The 18,018-nt window shown below is 64.7% G+C and carries 14 protein-coding genes; all 14 read right to left on the bottom strand.

Annotation, left to right across the window (positions count from 1 at the left end; translation table 11 throughout):
• The coding region (locus tag VNQ78_RS18930; protein WP_325692726.1) for a phosphate ABC transporter ATP-binding protein at positions 1–491 on the bottom strand (491 nt) is incomplete at its 3' end.
• Between the two features lie 20 nt (positions 492–511).
• Positions 512–1,867, bottom strand: a complete 1,356-nt coding sequence (pstA, locus tag VNQ78_RS18925) for a phosphate ABC transporter permease PstA (RefSeq protein ID WP_325692724.1) — start codon at positions 1,865–1,867, stop codon at positions 512–514.
• The gene (gene pstC / locus VNQ78_RS18920; RefSeq protein ID WP_325692722.1) at positions 1,864–3,054 is read right to left on the bottom strand and encodes a phosphate ABC transporter permease subunit PstC; all 1,191 of its coding nucleotides are present in this window, start codon (positions 3,052–3,054) and stop codon (positions 1,864–1,866) included. The genes pstA and pstC overlap by 4 nt, the downstream gene beginning before the upstream one ends.
• Positions 3,055–3,120: 66 nt before the next feature.
• Positions 3,121–4,149 carry a substrate-binding domain-containing protein gene (locus VNQ78_RS18915; protein WP_325692720.1) on the bottom strand — a complete coding sequence of 343 codons (1,029 nt, stop codon included), beginning with the start codon at positions 4,147–4,149 and terminating at the stop codon, positions 3,121–3,123.
• 152 nt (positions 4,150–4,301) lie between these two features.
• Positions 4,302–5,402 carry a chorismate synthase gene (aroC, locus tag VNQ78_RS18910; RefSeq protein WP_325692718.1) on the bottom strand — a complete coding sequence of 367 codons (1,101 nt, stop codon included), beginning with the start codon at positions 5,400–5,402 and terminating at the stop codon, positions 4,302–4,304.
• A 512-nt stretch (positions 5,403–5,914) separates the two neighbouring features.
• Entirely contained in the window at positions 5,915–7,573 is a 1,659-nt protein-coding gene (gene aspT, locus VNQ78_RS18905) for an aspartate-alanine antiporter (RefSeq protein WP_325692716.1), read from the bottom strand.
• 44 nt (positions 7,574–7,617) lie between these two features.
• Positions 7,618–9,204, bottom strand: a complete 1,587-nt coding sequence (locus tag VNQ78_RS18900; protein WP_325692714.1) for a bifunctional aspartate transaminase/aspartate 4-decarboxylase — start codon at positions 9,202–9,204, stop codon at positions 7,618–7,620.
• Between the two features lie 21 nt (positions 9,205–9,225).
• On the bottom strand, positions 9,226–10,905 hold the full coding sequence (gene aspT / locus VNQ78_RS18895) for an aspartate-alanine antiporter (protein ID WP_325692712.1): 1,680 nt from the start codon (positions 10,903–10,905) through the stop codon (positions 9,226–9,228).
• A 263-nt stretch (positions 10,906–11,168) separates the two neighbouring features.
• Positions 11,169–14,501, bottom strand: coding sequence for a carbamoyl-phosphate synthase large subunit (gene carB, locus VNQ78_RS18890; protein ID WP_325692710.1), 3,333 nt, complete (start codon positions 14,499–14,501; stop codon positions 11,169–11,171).
• A gap of 155 nt (positions 14,502–14,656) precedes the next feature.
• Positions 14,657–15,181, bottom strand: coding sequence for a TIGR00645 family protein (locus tag VNQ78_RS18885; protein WP_325692708.1), 525 nt, complete (start codon positions 15,179–15,181; stop codon positions 14,657–14,659).
• A gap of 70 nt (positions 15,182–15,251) precedes the next feature.
• Positions 15,252–15,821, bottom strand: coding sequence for a hypothetical protein (locus VNQ78_RS18880; RefSeq protein WP_325692706.1), 570 nt, complete (start codon positions 15,819–15,821; stop codon positions 15,252–15,254).
• Between the two features lie 165 nt (positions 15,822–15,986).
• On the bottom strand, positions 15,987–16,706 hold the full coding sequence (locus tag VNQ78_RS18875) for a sulfate/molybdate ABC transporter ATP-binding protein (protein ID WP_325692704.1): 720 nt from the start codon (positions 16,704–16,706) through the stop codon (positions 15,987–15,989).
• A 16-nt stretch (positions 16,707–16,722) separates the two neighbouring features.
• Entirely contained in the window at positions 16,723–17,622 is a 900-nt protein-coding gene (gene cysW, locus VNQ78_RS18870) for a sulfate ABC transporter permease subunit CysW (protein WP_325692702.1), read from the bottom strand.
• A partial coding sequence (locus VNQ78_RS18865; RefSeq protein ID WP_325692700.1) for an ABC transporter permease subunit occupies positions 17,615–18,018 on the bottom strand: 404 nt, incomplete at its 5' end. The genes cysW and VNQ78_RS18865, both read right to left, overlap by 8 nt.

The raw sequence follows: 18,018 nt of genomic DNA, 5'->3' as shown, positions 1-18,018 counted from the left end.
CCCGAAAGGCCGGTTCCCGGCTCGGACAGGCGGTCCTTGACCTCGTTCCAGAGCGCCGCGCCCCGCAGCGACTTCTCGACGATCTCGTCAAGCTCGGCGCGGTTGCGGGCCATGCCGTGGATGCGCGGGCCGTAGGCCACGTTGTCATAGATCGACTTCGGGAAGGGGTTCGGCTTCTGGAACACCATGCCGACGCGGGCGCGCAATTGCACCGGATCGACGCGCGGATCATAGATATCCTCGCCATCCAGCGTGATCTTGCCCTCGACCCGGCTGATGTCGATGGTGTCGTTCATCCGGTTCAGGCAGCGCAGGAAAGTCGACTTGCCGCAACCCGAGGGACCGATGAAGGCGGTGACGTTCTTGTCGAGGATATCGACATCGACATCCTTCAGGGCGTGTTTCTCGCCATAATACACCTGCACCTTTCGGGCAGAGATCTTGATGTCGTTCTGCTGCACGGCACGCTCCAGAATTCTCATGTCGTTCATATTGGCAACTCCTTCTGGATTTACCACCGCCGCTCGAACTTGCGGCGCAGGAAGATGGCGAAAAGGTTCATGACGAGCAGGAAGACCAGCAGCACGATGATCGCGCCCGAGGCCCGCTCCATGAAGGCGGGGTCGGCGCGCTGGGTCCAGTTATAGACCTGCACCGGCAGGGCCGAGGCGGGGTCGAACAGGCCCTCGGGCGGCGCCGCGGGGAAGTTCTTGACGAAGGCCACCATGCCGATCAGCAGAAGCGGCGCGGTCTCGCCAAGCGCCTGGGCAAGCCCGAGGATCACCCCGGTCAGGATGCCGGGCGTCGCCAGCGGCAGGACGTGGTGGAACACCGACTGCATCCTCGAGGCCCCTACCCCCAACGCCGCGTCGCGGATCGAGGGGGGGACCGATTTCAGCGCCGCGCGCGCCGGGATGATGATGCGCGGCAGCGTCATCAGCACCAGAACAAGGCCGCCGACGATCGGCGCCGATTGCGGCAGATGCGCGAAGTTGATGAAGGCGGCGAGGCCAAGGATACCGAAGACGATCGAGGGCACCGCCGCGAGGTTCGAGATGTTCACCTCGATGATGTCGGTCAGGCGGTTCTTTGGCGCGAACTCCTCAAGATAGATCGCGGCGGCGGTGCCGATCGGAACCGCGAGGAACAGCACGACCAGCATCATGTAGAGCGAGCCGAGGATCGCGACCCCAACCCCGGCGGCTTCGGGGCGCTGGTCGGAGGCGTCGGGATTGGTCAGGAAGGACCAGTTCCACTTGGTCGCGAGCATCCCCTTTTCGCGAAACGCCTCGGCCAGTTGAAGCTGCGCGGGCGAGGTATTGCCGTCGCGGGCCGCGGATTCCATCGTCACTCGGCCCTTGTAGAAGCCATCGACGCGACCGTTGACGAGGACGGGCTCCTCGATGGTCTGGCCGATCAACTCGGGATCGGCGAGGACATGGCTGCGGAACCGGGCCGAGGCCTCCTTGGAGATCAGGTTCGAGACATCCTTGGCGGTGAGGCCCTCGATCACGATGCCGTTCTGCTCGATCGCGGCCTGCAACGATTGGTCGAGGATCTTGCCATAGGTCAGGGTCAAGACCTTCTTGATCTCCTCGGGGTCGCGGTTGCCCGACTTGTCGAGCAGCGCCGCGTCGAGCGTCACCGGAATGGTCAGGTAGGTCTGGCGAAACGCGCCAAGCCCGCCCGAGAAGATGGTGAACAGCAACACCACCAGCGCCAGAAGCGAGGCGATGATCGCCGCGAGGCCATAGGCACGGAAACGCGCCTCGGCGGCGTTGCGCTTGCGGGTGCGCGGGTCCGCGACCAGCAGCGAGGCCTTGGGCTGGGCGGCGGGGGCGCCGCTTGTCTGGGTGGCGTCGCTCATTCGTACTGCTCCCGGTATTTGCGCACGATGTAGAGCGCGAAGATGTTCAGCCCCAGCGTGATCACGAACAGCGTGAGACCAAGCGCGAAGGCGACCAGGGTTTCGGGCGCGGCGAAATCGGTGTCGCCGGTCAACTGGCTGACGATCTTGACCGTGATGGTGGTCATCGCCTCGAAGGGGTTCAGGCTCATGCTGGCGGCGGCGCCGGCGCCAAGGACCACGATCATCGTCTCGCCGATCGCGCGCGAGGCAGCCAGCAGGATCGCGCCCACGATGCCCGGAAGGGCCGCGGGCAGCACGACCTTGCGCACCGTCTCGGATTTGGTCGAGCCAATGGCGAGCGCGCCGTCACGCAAAGATTGCGGCACGGCGTTGATGATGTCGTCGGAAAGCGAACTGACGAAGGGGATCAGCATGATCCCCATGACCAGACCCGCCGTCATCACCGACGAGCCGGAGCTGCCAAGACCCAGCGGCTGGGCGAAATAGTCGCGCAGCATCGGGCCAACGATGGTCAGCGCGAAAAGGCCGTAGACGATGGTGGGGATCCCGGCCAGCACCTCGATCAGCGGCTTGGCGATGCTGCGCATCCGGGGCGTGGCATATTCGGACATGTAGATCGCCGCGAACAATCCAATCGGGATCGAAACCGCAAGCGCGATCAGCGAGATATAGAGCGTGCCCCAGAGGAGCGGCACCATTCCCAGCCGCGAGCCGCCGCCGAAGCGCGGCGACCAGGTCGTGCCGAAGAAGAAGTCCTGCCACGGATACTGGCGGAAGAACTGCCCGGTCTCGAACAGCATCGAAAAGACGATGCCCGCCGTGGTCAGGATCGCGATGCTGGAGCAGAGGATCAGGAAGCCGCGAACGAAGCCCTCGACCGCGATACGGGCGCGGAACTCGGGCGAGGTGCGCGCGAGCGACCATGCAAGGCCCGCGGCCGCCAGCACCAGCGAGACGACGGCGACCAGCACGCGGCTCGCATCCGGTATCGCAAACAGCCAGATCGCGGTCAGGAACAGGGCGGGCACGGCGGTAAACAGCGCGACGTTCCAGCCGTAATAGCTGCTTCGCGAATGCAGCCGCCGGGAATCGCCACCGGCCGCCGCGAGGACGCGCGTGCGGCCGATGAAAAATCCCGCGACGGCCATGGCCAGCACGATCAGCAGGGTCCAGGAGACAGGCATCTGAGCCTCGGATATGGGAAGGAGAAAGGGAAGCGGCGCGGGACCATAGGCCCCGCGCCAGCCGGATCAGTTCGTCAGGGTCGTTTCGGCGGCGACAGCGGCCTGGGTCGCGGCCAGTTCCGGGTCGGCGACCAGGCCATAGGCGGCCAGCGGGCCCTCGGGACCGGCGATCTCGTCCGAGACGAAGAATTCGACGAATTCTTTCAGGCCCTGGATCTCGCCGATATGGGCTTTCTTCACATAGAAGAACAGCGGGCGCGAAACCGGGTATTCGCCCTTGGCGATGGTCTCGGTCGAGGGGGTGACGCCGCCGAAGGTCGCGACTTTCAGCTTGTCGGTGTTGTTCTCGTAGAAGGACAGGCCGAAGACGCCGATGCCGTTCTTGGCCGACTGGATGCGGGCCAGCGTCTCGGTATAGTCGCCATCGATATCGACCGACTTGCCGTCAGTGCGCAGCGCCATGCAGGCCTCGCCGGCTTTATCCTCGCCCAGTTCGGTCTTGAAGGCTTCGGCGGCGCCGGCCTCTTCGCAACCGGCGGCGATCACCTTCTCCTCGAAGACCTCGCGGGTGCCGTGCTTGGTGCCCGGAACGAAGGCCAGGATGTCCTGCTCGGGCAGGTCGGCGCGGATCTGGTTCCACTTGGTATAGGGGTTCGCGACGACCTTGCCATCCTTGACGACCTGCGCGGCCAGCGCATTGAACCAGTCGGCGGCGGTGAACTGGAAGTCGTTGCCGGCGATGTCGCTGGCAAAGACGATCCCGTCATAGCCGATGCGGACTTCCATGATGTCAGTCACACCCTTGCCCTTGCAGGCCTCGATTTCCGATGCCTTGATCGGGCGCGACGAGTTGGCGATGTCGATGGTGTTCGCGCCCACGCCTTCGCAGAACTTCTTCAGACCGGCCGAGGAGCCGCCCGATTCCACGACCGGCGTCGGGAAGTCGGTGTTTTCGCCGAAGGCTTCGGCAACGATGGTCGCATAGGGCAGGACGGTCGACGAACCGGCAACCTGGACCTGGTCACGGGCGGAGGCGACGGTGGCGGTCGCGGCAATCATCGCAAGCGCCGAAACGGCAAGTTTTGCGGATTTCATAGGATGGCTCCTGACATTTCCTGGGGGCCGGGATCGGCCTGTCCGATCCCATAGTGGGGAGTTGCGACAGTTATGCGAAGCCAATGTAACATCAGTATGACAATCCGGGGTAACCCCGTTTCGCACGCAAATCGGCGGACGCGACGTCCCTTTCAGCCGATATGGCCGCGCTCTCCCCCGGTCTGCGCGCGGTCGAGCAGCAGGTGATCGAGGATCACGCAGGCCGCCATCGCCTCGGCGATGGGCACCGCGCGGATGCCCACGCAGGGATCGTGGCGGCCCTTGGTGATCAGCTCGATCTCCTCGCCCTTCCGGTTGATGGTCCGGCGCGGCGTGAGGATGGAGCTGGTCGGCTTGACCGCAAAACGCAGCGCGATGTCCTGCCCCGTCGAGATCCCGCCGAGGATGCCGCCCGCATGGTTCGACATGAAGCGCGGCCCTTCGTTCCCCAGGCGGATCTCGTCGGCATTGTCGGTCCCGGTCATCCCCGCGACCGCCATGCCCTCGCCGATCTCGACCGCCTTGACGGCGTTGATCGACATCATCGCGGCGGAAAGATCGGTATCGAGCTTGGCATAGACCGGCGCGCCCAGCCCCGGCGGGCAGCCCTGGATCAGCACCTCGATCGCGGCGCCGACGCTGTTCTGGTCCTTGCGGATGCCGTTCAGATATTCCTCCCATGCCGGAACCGCCGAGGCGTCGGGCAGGAAGAACGGATTGTTCCCGATCTCGGAAGCGTCGAAATTCGCCCGGTCGAGATGCAGCGACCCCATCTGAATCATGTAGCCGGTGATCTTCAACCCCGGCACGAGGTCACGCAGCACCGCCTGCGCGACCGCCCCCGCCGCGACCCGTGCCGCCGTCTCACGCGCGCTGGAACGGCCGCCGCCGCGATAGTCGCGGATGCCGTATTTCAGGTGATAGGTGATATCCGCATGTCCGGGGCGGAAGGCCTGCGCGATCTCGCCGTAATCCTTGCTGCGCTGGTCGGTATTCTCGATCATCAGCTGGATCGGCGTGCCGGTCGTCCGGCCCTCGAACACGCCCGAGAGGATGCGGACCTGATCCGCCTCCTGCCGTTGGGTAGTGAATTTCGAGCTGCCCGGACGGCGACGGTCGAGAAACTGCTGGATGAAGCCTTCGTCCAGCGCGATGCCCGGCGGGCAGCCGTCGACGGTCGCCCCAAGGGCGGGCCCGTGGCTCTCGCCCCAGGTGGTGAAGGTGAAGACGCGGCCGAAACTGTTGACGCTCATGCTTTACTGACCTTTTTCCCACTTCCGATAGACATGTGGAGGCGATCAGGCAACGCCAAATCCTGCCTGGGCAGCGTCAGGACCAGGGCGAATCGCTATTTGCAATTAAATTTCATTCTGAACAGCTTCTTAGAGGATTTCGCGTCGCCTTTGCCTCGAAATGTGAATATTCTGCACGCAGCAAGATCGGGAACAGGGCTGTTTTCGCCTCCCCGGGTGCAGGATCGGGGGCGAAATGACCACAACCCCCGGTCGTGAGGCGCTCTTGCCGTGGAAGTTTAGCGAGTATCTGATATGATCCCATTTGTTCCGTGGTCCTGCATCGGGTCTTGTTCGACTCTCGACTAAGGCGGTTCCGGCGGGCAGTATGCGGTGTTCGAACCAGTTTTGTGACAGTCGCTCTTTCGTGCTTGTGGTGGGGTGCGCTCGAGCGGCGAGGGAGGGCGCGGGCCGGAGACACCCGCGCCCTTTCCCATTGGCGATTCCCGTCTGAGCGCCCCTTCGGGCCGTGATCAGATCAACCGCGCCAGCGCCACGACCACCGGCCCCATCAGCGGCAGCAGCACATTCGCAATCGCATAGGTGACGGTATAGCCGATGACCGGCGTGGCGTTTCCCGCCTGGCTGACCAGCGCGCTGACGGCGGGGGTGCTGCAATGCTGGCCCGCAATCGCGCCCAGCAGGATCGGCAGCGGCAGGCGCATCAGCCACAGCCCGACCATCAGCGAGATGAAGGCCGGGATCAGCGACAGAAGGACCGCGAGCAAGGGAAAGAGCAGCCCGTATTCGCGGATCAGCGCGATGGCATTCGGCCCCGCGCCAAGCCCGATCGCGGCAATGAATGTGGCAAGGCCGAAATCCTTGGCGAAATGCGCGGCCGCCCCCGGCAAGGCGCCATAGCGTGGATGACGCATGTTCAGCCAGCCAAAGAACAGGCCCGAAAGCAGCGCGCCGCCGCCGAGGCCCAGCGTCAGCTCGACCGCACCGATCTTGAGGCTGAGATGCCCGATCAGAAAGCCGATGACGATGCCAAGGCCCAGCATGGCGAAATCGGTGCTATCCTCGGGGGGCAGCGGCTGGCCCAGCTCGGCCGCGGCACGCATCACCGCGGCTTCCGGCCCATAGATCGTCAGCACATCGCCCTGCTGCAGATAGGTCTTGGGCAGCGCGGGCACCGTATGGCCCATGCGGCGGATATGGGTGACGAAGATGCCGCGCTGTTGTTCGGGATCGACCATCTGGCGCAGGTCGCGCAATTCGTGCCCGAAGGTCTCCTTCCTCAGCAGCACGATGTCATGCGAGATCAATGCCTGACCCGAGCCCTGCGGCAAGGGCACCTCCTTGCCAAGGACGCGGCCAGCCGCCAGCATGGTGTTCCTGCGCCCGCGCAGCAGAACGATATCACCCTCGGCCAGCACGAAATTCAGATCGACCGGCAGGATCGCGCCGTCCCGCTCGACGCTTTCGATAACGATGGTCCAGTTGCGGGGTTCCTCGAACTCCCTCGCGGTGTGGCCGGCAAGGCCCCCGACCTCGAAGGCGCGCTGGACGGTCACGGGAATCTCGTTGCCGTCGTCATCACTGGCACCCAGCTTGTCCGCAAGCGCCGTCGCCTCGGCCCGCAGATCCTTTCGCGCGATCATCGGCGCGATCTGGGTCACGAACAGCACGATCGAGATCAGCCCGAACAGATAGGTCAGGCTATAGGCCGTCGCGATATGGGCCTGAAGCGTCGTGGTCTCGACCGGGTCGAGGCCGAGCTTGGCAATCGCCTCGGAGGCGGTGCCGAGAACCGCCGATTCCGTGGCCGCGCCCGCAAAAAGCCCCGCCGCCGTCCCCGCGTCCAGCCTCAGCCACAACACCGCCGCCAGCGTCAGGAGGAGCGAGACGGAAACCTCGATCACCGGAAAGACGGCATAGCGCGCCCCGTCCCGCACATTCGCGAAGAATTGCGGCCCGGCCGTGAAGCCGAGCGCATAGATGAAAAGCGCGAAGGCCGCGTTTTTCAGCGCGTCGGGGATGGTGACGCCAAGCTGTCCCAATGCGAGCGCGACGAACAGCGTCCCGCAGACGCCCCCCAGCGCGACCGGCCCCACGCGCAGCCGGCCGATCAGGTGACCGACTGCCAGCGACACGAATAATGCGACGACGGGATCGGTCAGAAGGGACATTCAGCTTCCTGCCGGGAGTGACGAAACCGCGCGGATGCGGCGCCTCAGCGTTTCTGGTATTCGGCGTAATACTCCTCGGCCATGCGGCGAAGCGCGCGGCCGATCGCCGCGTATTCATATTCGTTGAGATTGGCGAGAGAGATGCGGCCGGAGGGGGTTTCGGCCCCGAAGCCCTTGCCGGGCAGCATCACGATCCCGGTTTCGTCGGCGATGCGGAACAGCATGTCGCCGGCGCTGGACTTCTCGCCAATCCACTTGGCGAAATCGGCGTCATACATCCTCCGTGCGATCCCCTCGAGGTCCAGCAGCGTGTAGTAATCGACCGAATTCGCCTCATGCTCCGCGGGCAGGCCAAGCTCGCGGTAAAGCGCGGCTTCGCGGTTGCGGATCAGCTTCTTCAACTCGGCCTTGTAGCTCCCGGCCTCGTCCATCAGCGCGAAAAGCGAGAACAGGACCATCTGCACCTGCTGCGGCGTCGACAGCCCGGCAGTATGGTTCAGCGCGACGACGCGGCTGTCTGCGACGAGCCGGTCGATGAAGGCAAGCCCGCGGACATCCGGGGTCAGCGAGGCATAGCGCGCGTCCAGCGCCTGCTTTGCCTCCTCGGGCAGGTCGGCCAGCGCCTTGTCCATGATATTGCCGTCATGGGTGGCGATGACGCCCAGCCGCCATCCCGTCGCGCCGAAATATTTCGAGAAGGAATAGACGAGGATGGTGTTCAGCGGACAGACCGCGAAGAGCGACTGGAAGTCATCGGCAAAGGTGCCATAGACATCGTCGGTCAGGATCATCAGATCCGGCCGGTCCTCCTTCACGATGCGGGCGATATGGTCCATTCCGGTCTGGTCGATCTTGACCGAGGGCGGATTGCTGGGATTGACGACGAAGAAGATCTTGATCGCCGGATCCTTCAGTTTGTCCAGCTCGGACGCCGGATATTGCCAGTCGTTCTCCGGCTCGGCATGGATCGCCACCGGCACCAGCCCGAATTCGGCAAGCTCGGGGATCTCCAGATAGGGCGTGAATACCGGCGTTCCGATCGCCACCTTGTCACCCGCCTTGACCAGCCCGTTCATCTGCAGCGAGTGGAACACATAGGCCATGGCGGCCGTCCCCCCCTCGACCGCGAAGAGGCGCACGGATTGCGAGACGATCGGACCGCCGACCATCTCCTTCAGGACATAGTGGCGGACGATCTCCTCGCTGACCTTCAACATGCGGGGCGGGACCGGATAGTTCACGCCAAGGATGCCCTCGACCATCTCGTGCAGATATTCCGATGCGGAAAGCCCAAGCTGGTCGCGCACATAGGACATGGCCCGCGCAAGAAAAAGGACGCCCGGCTTGTCATGGTTCTCGGCCGTGAAGCGTTCGAAGCGACCCTCGATCCCCTCGATGCGGGGCATGCCGCCGACCGAGGCGCTCATGTAGGAATAGGACAGCTCCGCCTCGGTGGTGGCGAAAAGGCCAAGCTGGAAGAAAGCGCGGCGCGGCAGCGTGGCGAGGAAATTCGGATTGCCGCGTCCGGCATTCAGCATGGTCCGGTCGGCCTTGCTGGAGGCCAGCTTGATCAGTTCGTCCTTCAGCTCGAACGGGCTGAGCTTGGCATATTTGCTGTAATCCGTCGCCATCGCGACCTCCTGTCTACCAGATCAGGTGAAGGCCACGACCAATGGCCCGAGAAGCGTCAGGAACACGTTCGCCAACGCATAGGTGATCGCGAAGGGCGTGGTCGGGACCGAGTTGCCGGCCTTGTCCAGCACCTCGCCGAAGGCCGGGTTGGCGCTGCGCGATCCAGAAAGCGCCCCGGCAAAGACGGCGGTATTGTCGTATTTCAGCACGTAGCGGCCGAAATACATGGTCAGGATCAGCGGCAGCAGCGTGACCACCACCCCGATCAGGAAGAGCTGGATGCCGCTTTCGCGGATGGTCGTGATCGCCTGCAACCCCGATTGCAGGCCGACGACGGCGACGAAGCCCGCAAGGCCGAGGTCGCGCAGCAGCGTCGAGGCGGCGATGGGCATGTTCCCGCGCGAGTAGTTGCGTGTGCGCAAAAGGCCGAAGACCAGACCCGAAAGCAGCGCGCCCCCGCCGCTGCCCAGCGTCAGCGGGATCGACCCGATCCGCAGCACGGCTAGGCCGATCAGCAGGCCGACCGAGATGCCGATGCCATGAAAGACCCAGTCGGTCTTGTCACTGGGCAGGATCGAGGTGCCCGCGGCCTTTGCCGCGCGCTGCACGTCCTCGGAGGTGCCGCGCACGGTCACGACATCGCCCGACTGGATCACGGTCGCCTGGTCGAGCTTCACGGGCACACCGGCGCGTTTCAGCGACAGGACATAGATCCCGTGGCGCAGCGCATCCGTGACCGATCCGATGATGCTGCCCATGGTCTTGCCGGTGAAATCGGGATTGGTGACGGCGACCTCGCGCGTGATCATCACCAGTTCCATATCGGGATCGGGCAGGATCTCCTCGCCGATTGCCTTGCCGACCACCTCGTTGCGGCGCCCGACGACGAGGATCATGTCGCCCTGCTGCAGGGCAAGCCCCGGCTCGACCCCGATCAGGGCGCCGTTGCGCTTGACGCGCTCGACCGTCAGCAGGTGATGGGCGCTGCCCTCCAGCTCGGCGATGGTCCCGTGGTTTCCGGCACCGATCCTGAATACCCGCCCCACGAGTTCCGGCAGCGCCGGGGATTCGCCCGGACCATAGACCTGAGCGCCCGCAAGCAATTCGGCCTCGGCCTTCATCGCGTCGTCACGGATACTTCGCTTCATCAGCCAGGGCAGGATGTTCACGCAGACGATGATCGCGCCGAACGAGCCGAAGATATAGGTCACGGCATAGCCGACGGCGACATTGCCTTGCAGCCGCTGCACCTCGTCCGCGGCCAGCCCCAGCTTCGCGATGGCCGAGCTTGCGGTTCCGATGATGGCGGATTGGGTCAGCCCGCCTGCGGCGACGCCCGCCGCAAGCCCCTTGTCGAGCCCGAAGATGCGCGCGAGGAGAATGACAGTCAGCAATCCGCTGACGGCAAGGAATGCCGCCATCGCGATTTCGCGCAGGCTTTGCCGGCCCAGCGAACGAAAGAATTGCGGACCGCTTTCATAGCCGACCGCATAAATGAATAGAGCGAACAGCAGGGATTTCACCCCGTTGTCGATATGCACCCCGAATAGGCTGAGAAGAACCGCGACCAGCAGAGAGCCGGCAACGCCGCCAAGCTGGAATTTCCCGAACCGGAACGCCCCGATCCAGTAGCCTCCGGCCAGCGAGAGAAACAATGCGATTTCAGGCGACTGCGAAAAAAGGGACGAAATCCACGACATTTTCAGCCTCTGGACAAACCCGCTAGCGCGAGATTTGCCGGGTTGGAGCCGTCAGTCAATAGCTGGAATAAGATAAGGGGCCGGTCATGTTTTTCATTCCGGTCCGCGCCGCGGGAAAACCTGCCGCGATCCGAGGCGTCGCATGGGTATTTGAAAAACGGTGAAACGAAGCGGGCGGCGGGGAAAATGAGCCGGGGGCGGAATCAGAAAGGGCCTCCCGCATGGGAAGCCCTTCTTGAAGGATCCTGTCGCCTGTCGCGGGATCAGGCCTGAAGCGAGCGGACGCCGACCTCTCCCTCGCCCCGCGACCGGATCGCCGCGACCGCGGCGATGCTGCCGGCGGCAGTGGTGTAATAGGGGATCTTGTCGTTCAGCGCGACGGCGCGGATCTCGCGCGAATCGGCGATGGCCTGTGCGCCCTCGGTCGTGTTCAGGACCATGACGATCTCGCCGTTCTTCAGGCGGTCGACGATGTTCGGACGGCCCTCATAGACCTTGTTGACCAACTCGGTCTCGACCCCCGCCTCGCGCAGGAACCGGGCGGTGCCCCCCGTTGCGACAAGGGTGAAGCCCATGGCGGTCAGGTCGCGTGCCGCCTCGGCCAGAGCCTCGGACTTGTCGGCATCCTTGACCGAGATGAAGACCAGCCCGCTTTCGGGAAGATGGGTGCCCGCACCCATCTGCGCCTTGAGGAAGGCGCGGGCGAAGCTGCGGTCCCATCCCATGACCTCGCCGGTCGAGCGCATCTCCGGGCCAAGCAGCGTGTCGACGCCGGGGAAGCGGGCGAAGGGCAGCACCGCCTCCTTGACGCTGAACCAGGGCGTGTTCGGATCCGCGAGCGTCAGCGGATCGGCAAAGGGCAGCGCCGTCTCGGGGCCGACGCCGGCGGGATAGGCCTCGCGCGCGGGGAAGTTCGACATCGGCTCGCCCGCCATCAGCCGGGCGGCGATCGAGGCGATGGCGCTGTCGGTCGCCTTGGCGACGAAGGGCACGGTGCGCGAGGCGCGGGGGTTCACCTCGAGGACGTAGATCTCGCCATCTTTCAGCGCGAATTGCACGTTCATCAGGCCGACCACGTTCAGCGCCTTGGCCATGGCCTCGGTCTGGCGTTTCAGCTCGGCGATGGTGGCGGCGTCCAGCGTGTGGGGCGGCAGCGAGCAGGCAGAGTCGCCGGAATGGACGCCGGCTTCCTCGATATGCTCCATGATGCCCGCGACATGGACGGTGGTGCCGTCCGAAAGCGCGTCCACATCGACCTCGATCGCGCCCGAGAGGTAGCTGTCGAGCAGAACCGGGCTGTCGCCGGAAACCTGCACGGCCTCGCGGATATAGCGGTTCAGGTGCTCCATGTCGCGCACGATCTCCATCCCGCGGCCGCCAAGGACATAGGAGGGGCGGATGACCAGCGGGAAGCCAACCTCGGCCGCGATCTCGACCGCCTGCGCGTCGGTGCTGGCGATGCCGTTGACCGGCTGCTTCAGGCCAAGGTCGTTCAGGAGCTTCTGGAACCGCTCGCGGTCCTCAGCGAGGTCGATCGCATCGGGCGTGGTGCCGAGGATCGGGATGCCCTCCGCCTCCAGCGCATTCGCGAGCTTCAGGGGGGTCTGGCCGCCGAACTGGACGATGACGCCGTGAAGGGTGCCGTTCTCCTGCTCGATGCGCAGGATCTCCAGCACGTGCTCCAGCGTCAGCGGTTCGAAATAGAGCCGGTCCGAGGTGTCGTAATCGGTCGAGACGGTCTCGGGGTTGCAGTTGACCATGATCGTTTCGTAGCCGGCCTTGGTCAGCGCGAAACAGGCATGGCAGCAGCAATAATCGAACTCGATCCCCTGCCCGATCCGGTTCGGGCCGCCGCCGAGGATGACGACCTTCTTGCGGTCGCTGGGGCGGGCCTCGTTTTCCACATCGCCCATCGCCGGGGCTTCGTAGGTCGAATACATGTAAGGGGTCTGGGCCTCGAACTCGGCGGCGCAGGTGTCGATGCGCTTGAAGACCGGATGCAGGTCATGGGCGCGGCGCGACTGGCGCACCTGCGTCTCGGTCCGGCCCGAAAGCGCGGCGAGGCGGGCATCGGTGAAGCCCATCATCTTGAGCTTGCGCAGCCCCTCGACTCCGCTCGGCAGGCCGTTCGCGCGGATCTCGTTCTCGGCCTCGACGATCTCGCGGATGCGGGCGAGGAACCACGGATCGAAGGCGGTCGCATGGCCGATCTCGTCATCGGTCAGACCGTGGCGCATGGCCTGCGCGATCAGGCGCAGCCGGTCGGGGGTCTGGGCGCTGATCGCCTTGATGATCGCAGATTTCTCGGGCGAGCCGGGGATCTCGATATCATCAAGCCCGGTCAACCCGTTCTCCATCGAGGTCAGGGCCTTTTGCAGCGACTCGTGGAAGGTGCGGCCGATCGCCATGACCTCGCCCACCGATTTCATCGCCGTGGTCAGTTCGGGCTTCGAGCCGGGGAATTTCTCGAAGGCAAAGCGCGGGATCTTGGTCACAACATAGTCGATCGAGGGCTCGAACGAGGCCGGCGTCACCTTGGTGATGTCATTGTCGAGCTCGTCCAGCGTATAGCCGACGGCCAGCTTCGCCGCGACCTTGGCGATCGGGAAGCCCGTGGCCTTCGAGGCCAGCGCCGAGGAACGCGAGACGCGCGGGTTCATCTCGATCACGACCATGCGGCCGTCCTTGGGGTTCACCGCCCATTGCACGTTCGAGCCGCCGGTCTCCACGCCGATCTCACGCAGGACCGCGATCGAGCCGTTCCGCATCCGCTGGTATTCGCGGTCGGTCAGCGTCAGCGCCGGTGCCACGGTGATCGAGTCGCCGGTATGGACGCCCATCGGATCGACGTTCTCGATCGAGCAGACGATGATCGCGTTGTCGGCGCGGTCGCGCACCACCTCGAACTCGTATTCCTTCCAGCCGAGCAGGCTCTCATCGACCAGAACCTGCGCCACGGGCGAAGCTTCCAGCCCCGAGCGGACGATGCGCTCGTAATCGTCGCGGTTATAGGCGACACCACCGCCGGTGCCACCCAAGGTAAAGGCGGGGCGGATGATCGCGGGCAGGCCGATCTCCTCGAGGTCGGCCAGGGCCTGCGCGATGCCGGCCTGAATGTCGTATTTGCCATTCGCATGTTTCGGCGCCGCAACGATGGTCGCGCGTGGGTTCTCGAGCCCGATCCGGTCCATCGCCTCGCGGAACAGCTTCCGGTCCTCGGCCATCTCGATCGCGGCGCGCTGGGCCCCGATCAGCTCGACCCCGTAGCGGTTCAGCACCCCCGCATCGGCCAGTGCCAGCGCGGTGTTCAGGCCCGTCTGCCCGCCCATGGTCGGCAGCAATGCGTCGGGACGTTCCTTGGCGATGATCTTCTCGACCATCTCGGGGGTGATCGGCTCGATATAGGTCGCATCGGCCATTTCCGGGTCGGTCATGATCGTCGCCGGGTTCGAGTTCACCAGGATGACCCGGTAGCCTTCCTCGCGCAGCGCCTTGCAGGCCTGAGCCCCGGAATAGTCGAACTCGCAGGCCTGACCGATGACGATGGGTCCCGCGCCGATGATCAGGATGGATTTGATATCGGTTCTCTTCGGCATGGCGGCGTCCTCGGGCTGGCGGCTGATAAATCGTCCGGGGTTATAGCCATGGCGGGCAAAGTCGCAAGGGTTCCCGCCATCCGAAAGCGAAAATCGCTGCGTCGGGAACAGCGGAAAAAGGCGCGCCCTCGAACGCGCCGCCCCCGACGCCCTGCTCAGCCCTTGGCGCCCCCCGGCTTCTTCAGGGTCTTCGCGTGGTTGGCGATCCAGTCCATCGTCGCCAGCAGCACGCCCGAGATGACGAAGACCAGATGGATCACCACCATCCACTTGATGCTCTCGGGCGCATACTTGCTGACATCCATGAAGATCTTCAGCAGGTGGATCCCCGAGATCGCGACGATCGAGGCAACGAGCTTCAGCTTCAACCCCGAGAAATCGACCTCGCCCTGCCAGTCGGGCCGGTCCTCATGGTCATGCAGGTCCATGCGGCTGACGAAATTCTCGTAGCCCGAGAAGATCACGATCAGCAGCAGGTTCGCGGCAAGGCTCAGGTCGATCAGCGCAAGGATGCCCAGGACCGCATCATTCACCGTCATTGCCGGCAGCAACGAGACGAGGTGCCACAGCTCCAGCGCAAAGGCCCAGAGCAGGATCAAGAGCGCCAGCGCGAGGCCGATATACATCGGGGCCATCAGCCATCGGCTGGCGAAAAGGCTGCGTTCGAGAATACGTTCCATGAATGCTCCTGTGGCGGAAAGCTCATCGCCATACAGGCCCGCAAGCGTGACGAAAAGACCCCGCGCGCACTCAGCCGAGAGCGTCGTAGCGTAGCGCGATCCAGCCGATATCGAGGAGAAGCCAGAACAGCCCGAGGGCCGCGATCCGTCCCGCGCGCCCCGCCCGCATCGCGAGGATCGCGATGATCAGGCCGGTCGCAAGGCGCAGCGGATAAAGCTGGCCCAGTTCCTGCCAATGGGCCTCGCCCTTGATCAGCGTGTCGATGGCATCGAAGGCGAAGGACAGCGCGAAAAGCCCGAAGAACCAGCGGCGGCGCAGGATGAAGAACCGCTCGCTCTCCTCGTGTCCGGCAATGGCGTCAGGATAAAGCAGCGTCGCCATCAGGAAATAGAGCGAGGCATAGGACAGCACGAAGACATATTCCCCGAAATGCCATGTCCCGAGGCCTTTCAGCGCAAATTCCCACCACCAGAAATGCACGGCGGAAAGCAGCAGGACCGCCGACCAGACGATCTGGGCGAACATCCCCTCGGTGCGCGAGGGCTGCTGCACCCTTCGCGACAGGCCCGAAAGCACGCGGGCGATGGAAAGGCCAAGGATCAGGCTGATCAGGATCTTCAGATGGGGGAAGGCGTCCATTCGGCGGCTCCGCTGTGTCCCCGCACAGCCTAGAGAGCATGGACCCGCCTGCAAACAGCAAAGGAACCGCCCGGGGACAAGGAAAGACCGGGACGCAAGCCGCATCCCGGTTTCACCGTTTCTTCAAATACCCCTAGGGCAGCGCGGCGGGGCGCGCGCCTCGGGTCAGGCCTCGATGAACTCGCGCACGAAAGGCGTCGCCGGGCGCGCGCGGATGTCCTGCGGACGCCCGACCTGCTCAATCTTGCCCATCGACATCACGACGACAAGGTCGGCAAGCTCCATCGCCTCGTCCTGGTCATGGGTCACGAAAACCGTGGTCAGCCCGGTCGTGTCATGGATCTCGCGCAATCCGTGGCGCAGCTCCTTGCGGACGCGGGCGTCGAGCGCGCCGAAAGGCTCGTCCAGAAGCAGCATCCGCGGCTCGATCGCCAAAGCGCGGGCCAGCGCCACGCGCTGCCTCTGCCCGCCCGAAAGCTGGTTCGGGAAGCGCTTGGCGATCTGCGGCAACTGGATCAGGTCCAGGAGCTTCGTCACCCGCCGCTCGATCTCGGCCTCGGGCGGCCGGGTCCGGCGCGGGCGTGCGCGCAAGCCATAGGCGATGTTCTCGAAGACAGTCATGTGGCGGAACAGCGCATAGCTCTGGAAAACAAAGCCCGCCCGGCGCTCCTGCACGGAAAGCCCGGTCGCGTCCTGCCCGTCGAAAAGCACCCGCCCCGAGGTCGGGAATTCCAGCCCGCCAAGGATGCGCAGCAGGGTCGTCTTGCCCGAACCAGACGGCCCCAGCAGCGCGACCAGCGCCCCCGAGGGGATCGGCAGGCTGACCGGATGCAGCGCCGTGGTGGTCCCGAAGCTCTTGGCGATTTCGTCGATCTCGATATGCATGGAAACCTCGTGGAACTCAGTGACGACGGGTGGCGGCAAGCTGATCGGCGTGACGCCATTCCAGCCCGGTTTTCAGGATCAGCGTCAGCAGCGCCAGCAATGCCAGCACGCCCGCCAGCGTGAAGGCGGCGACCGAGAGATATTCGTTATAGAGCATCTCGATCGTGATCGGCATGGTCGCGGTCTGACCGCGGATCTTGCCCGAGACGACGGCGACCGCCCCGAACTCGCCCATGGCGCGGGCATTGCAAAGCAGCACACCGTAAAGCAGCGCCCATTTGATGTTCGGCAGCGTCACGGTCGAAAAGACCCGCCAGCCCGAGGCGCCCAGCGTCAGCGCCGCCTCTTCCTCGGTCCGGCCCTGCTCGATCATCACCGGGATCAGTTCGCGCGCGACAAAGGGGAAGGTCACGAAGATCGAGGCCAGAACGATCCCCGGCAGCGCGAAGATGATCGGGAAGCCGGATGCGACCAGCCAGCCGCCCAGCAGGCTGTTGGTGCCGAAAAGCAGCACCAGCGCCAGACCCGCCACCACGGGCGAGACGGAAAACGGCAGGTCGATCAGCGTGATCAGGAAGGCCTTGCCGCGGAAGTCGAACTTGGTGATCGTCCAGGCGGCAGCGACCCCGAAGATCGCGTTGAAGGGAACAGAGATCGCCGCGACGATCAGCGTCAGCTTGATCGCCGACAAAGCCTCGGGCTTGGCGAGCGAGGCGACAGCCGCGCCCGCGCCCTTGGCCAGCGCCTCGGCAAAGACCACGGCCAGCGGCGCGACGACCAGGAGCGCAAGCCCCCCCAGCGCGACCGCGATCAGGATCGCCCGGGTCAGCGGGCTTTCCTCGGTCACGGGGCGCCATTTCGGGCGGGCCTGCTGGGTGGGGAGGGAATATGTCTCGCTCAACGCCCTGTCATACATGGCCAATCCTCCGGCGGCTCCAGATCTGGATGAGGTTGATGACAAGAAGCATGCTGAAGGCGATCAACAACATGGCAATGCCGATCGCGGCCGCCCCGTTGTAATCGAACTCTTCAAGCTTGATGACGATCAGCAGGGGCGCGATCTCGGTCTTCATCGGCAGGTTGCCGGCAATGAAGATGACCGAGCCATATTCCCCCACGGCCCGCGCCAGCGACAGCGCAAAGCCCGTCAGCGCCGCGGGCAGCAGCAAGGGCAGGATCACCCGGCGCAGGGTATAGAAGCGCCCTGCCCCCAGCGTGGCCGAGGCTTCCTCGACCTCCTTCTCGATCTCGGCGATGACCGGCTGGACCGTGCGGGTAACGAAGGGCAGGCCCACGAAGATCAGCGCGATCA

Origin of the sequence: Paracoccus sp. (in: a-proteobacteria) (assembly GCF_035556475.1) — a bacterium.
Classification (GTDB): domain Bacteria; phylum Pseudomonadota; class Alphaproteobacteria; order Rhodobacterales; family Rhodobacteraceae; genus Paracoccus.
This window is presented reverse-complemented; position numbering and strand designations above follow the sequence as displayed.

Bases quoted from the DNA above. Each gene is read 5' to 3' on its own strand.
- carB (WP_325692710.1), bottom strand. From the start codon at position 14,501: ATGCCGAAGAGAACCGATATCAAATCCATCCTGATCATCGGCGCGGGA.
- cysW (WP_325692702.1), bottom strand. From the start codon at position 17,622: ATGTATGACAGGGCGTTGAGCGAGACATATTCCCTCCCCACCCAGCAG.
- aspT (WP_325692716.1), bottom strand. From the start codon at position 7,573: ATGTCCCTTCTGACCGATCCCGTCGTCGCATTATTCGTGTCGCTGGCA.
- aspT (WP_325692712.1), bottom strand. From the start codon at position 10,905: ATGTCGTGGATTTCGTCCCTTTTTTCGCAGTCGCCTGAAATCGCATTG.
- VNQ78_RS18885 (WP_325692708.1), bottom strand. From the start codon at position 15,181: ATGGAACGTATTCTCGAACGCAGCCTTTTCGCCAGCCGATGGCTGATG.
- pstC (WP_325692722.1), bottom strand. From the start codon at position 3,054: ATGCCTGTCTCCTGGACCCTGCTGATCGTGCTGGCCATGGCCGTCGCG.
- aroC (WP_325692718.1), bottom strand. From the start codon at position 5,402: ATGAGCGTCAACAGTTTCGGCCGCGTCTTCACCTTCACCACCTGGGGC.
- VNQ78_RS18880 (WP_325692706.1), bottom strand. From the start codon at position 15,821: ATGGACGCCTTCCCCCATCTGAAGATCCTGATCAGCCTGATCCTTGGC.
- VNQ78_RS18915 (WP_325692720.1), bottom strand. From the start codon at position 4,149: ATGAAATCCGCAAAACTTGCCGTTTCGGCGCTTGCGATGATTGCCGCG.
- VNQ78_RS18900 (WP_325692714.1), bottom strand. From the start codon at position 9,204: ATGGCGACGGATTACAGCAAATATGCCAAGCTCAGCCCGTTCGAGCTG.
- VNQ78_RS18875 (WP_325692704.1), bottom strand. From the start codon at position 16,706: ATGCATATCGAGATCGACGAAATCGCCAAGAGCTTCGGGACCACCACG.
- pstA (WP_325692724.1), bottom strand. From the start codon at position 1,867: ATGAGCGACGCCACCCAGACAAGCGGCGCCCCCGCCGCCCAGCCCAAG.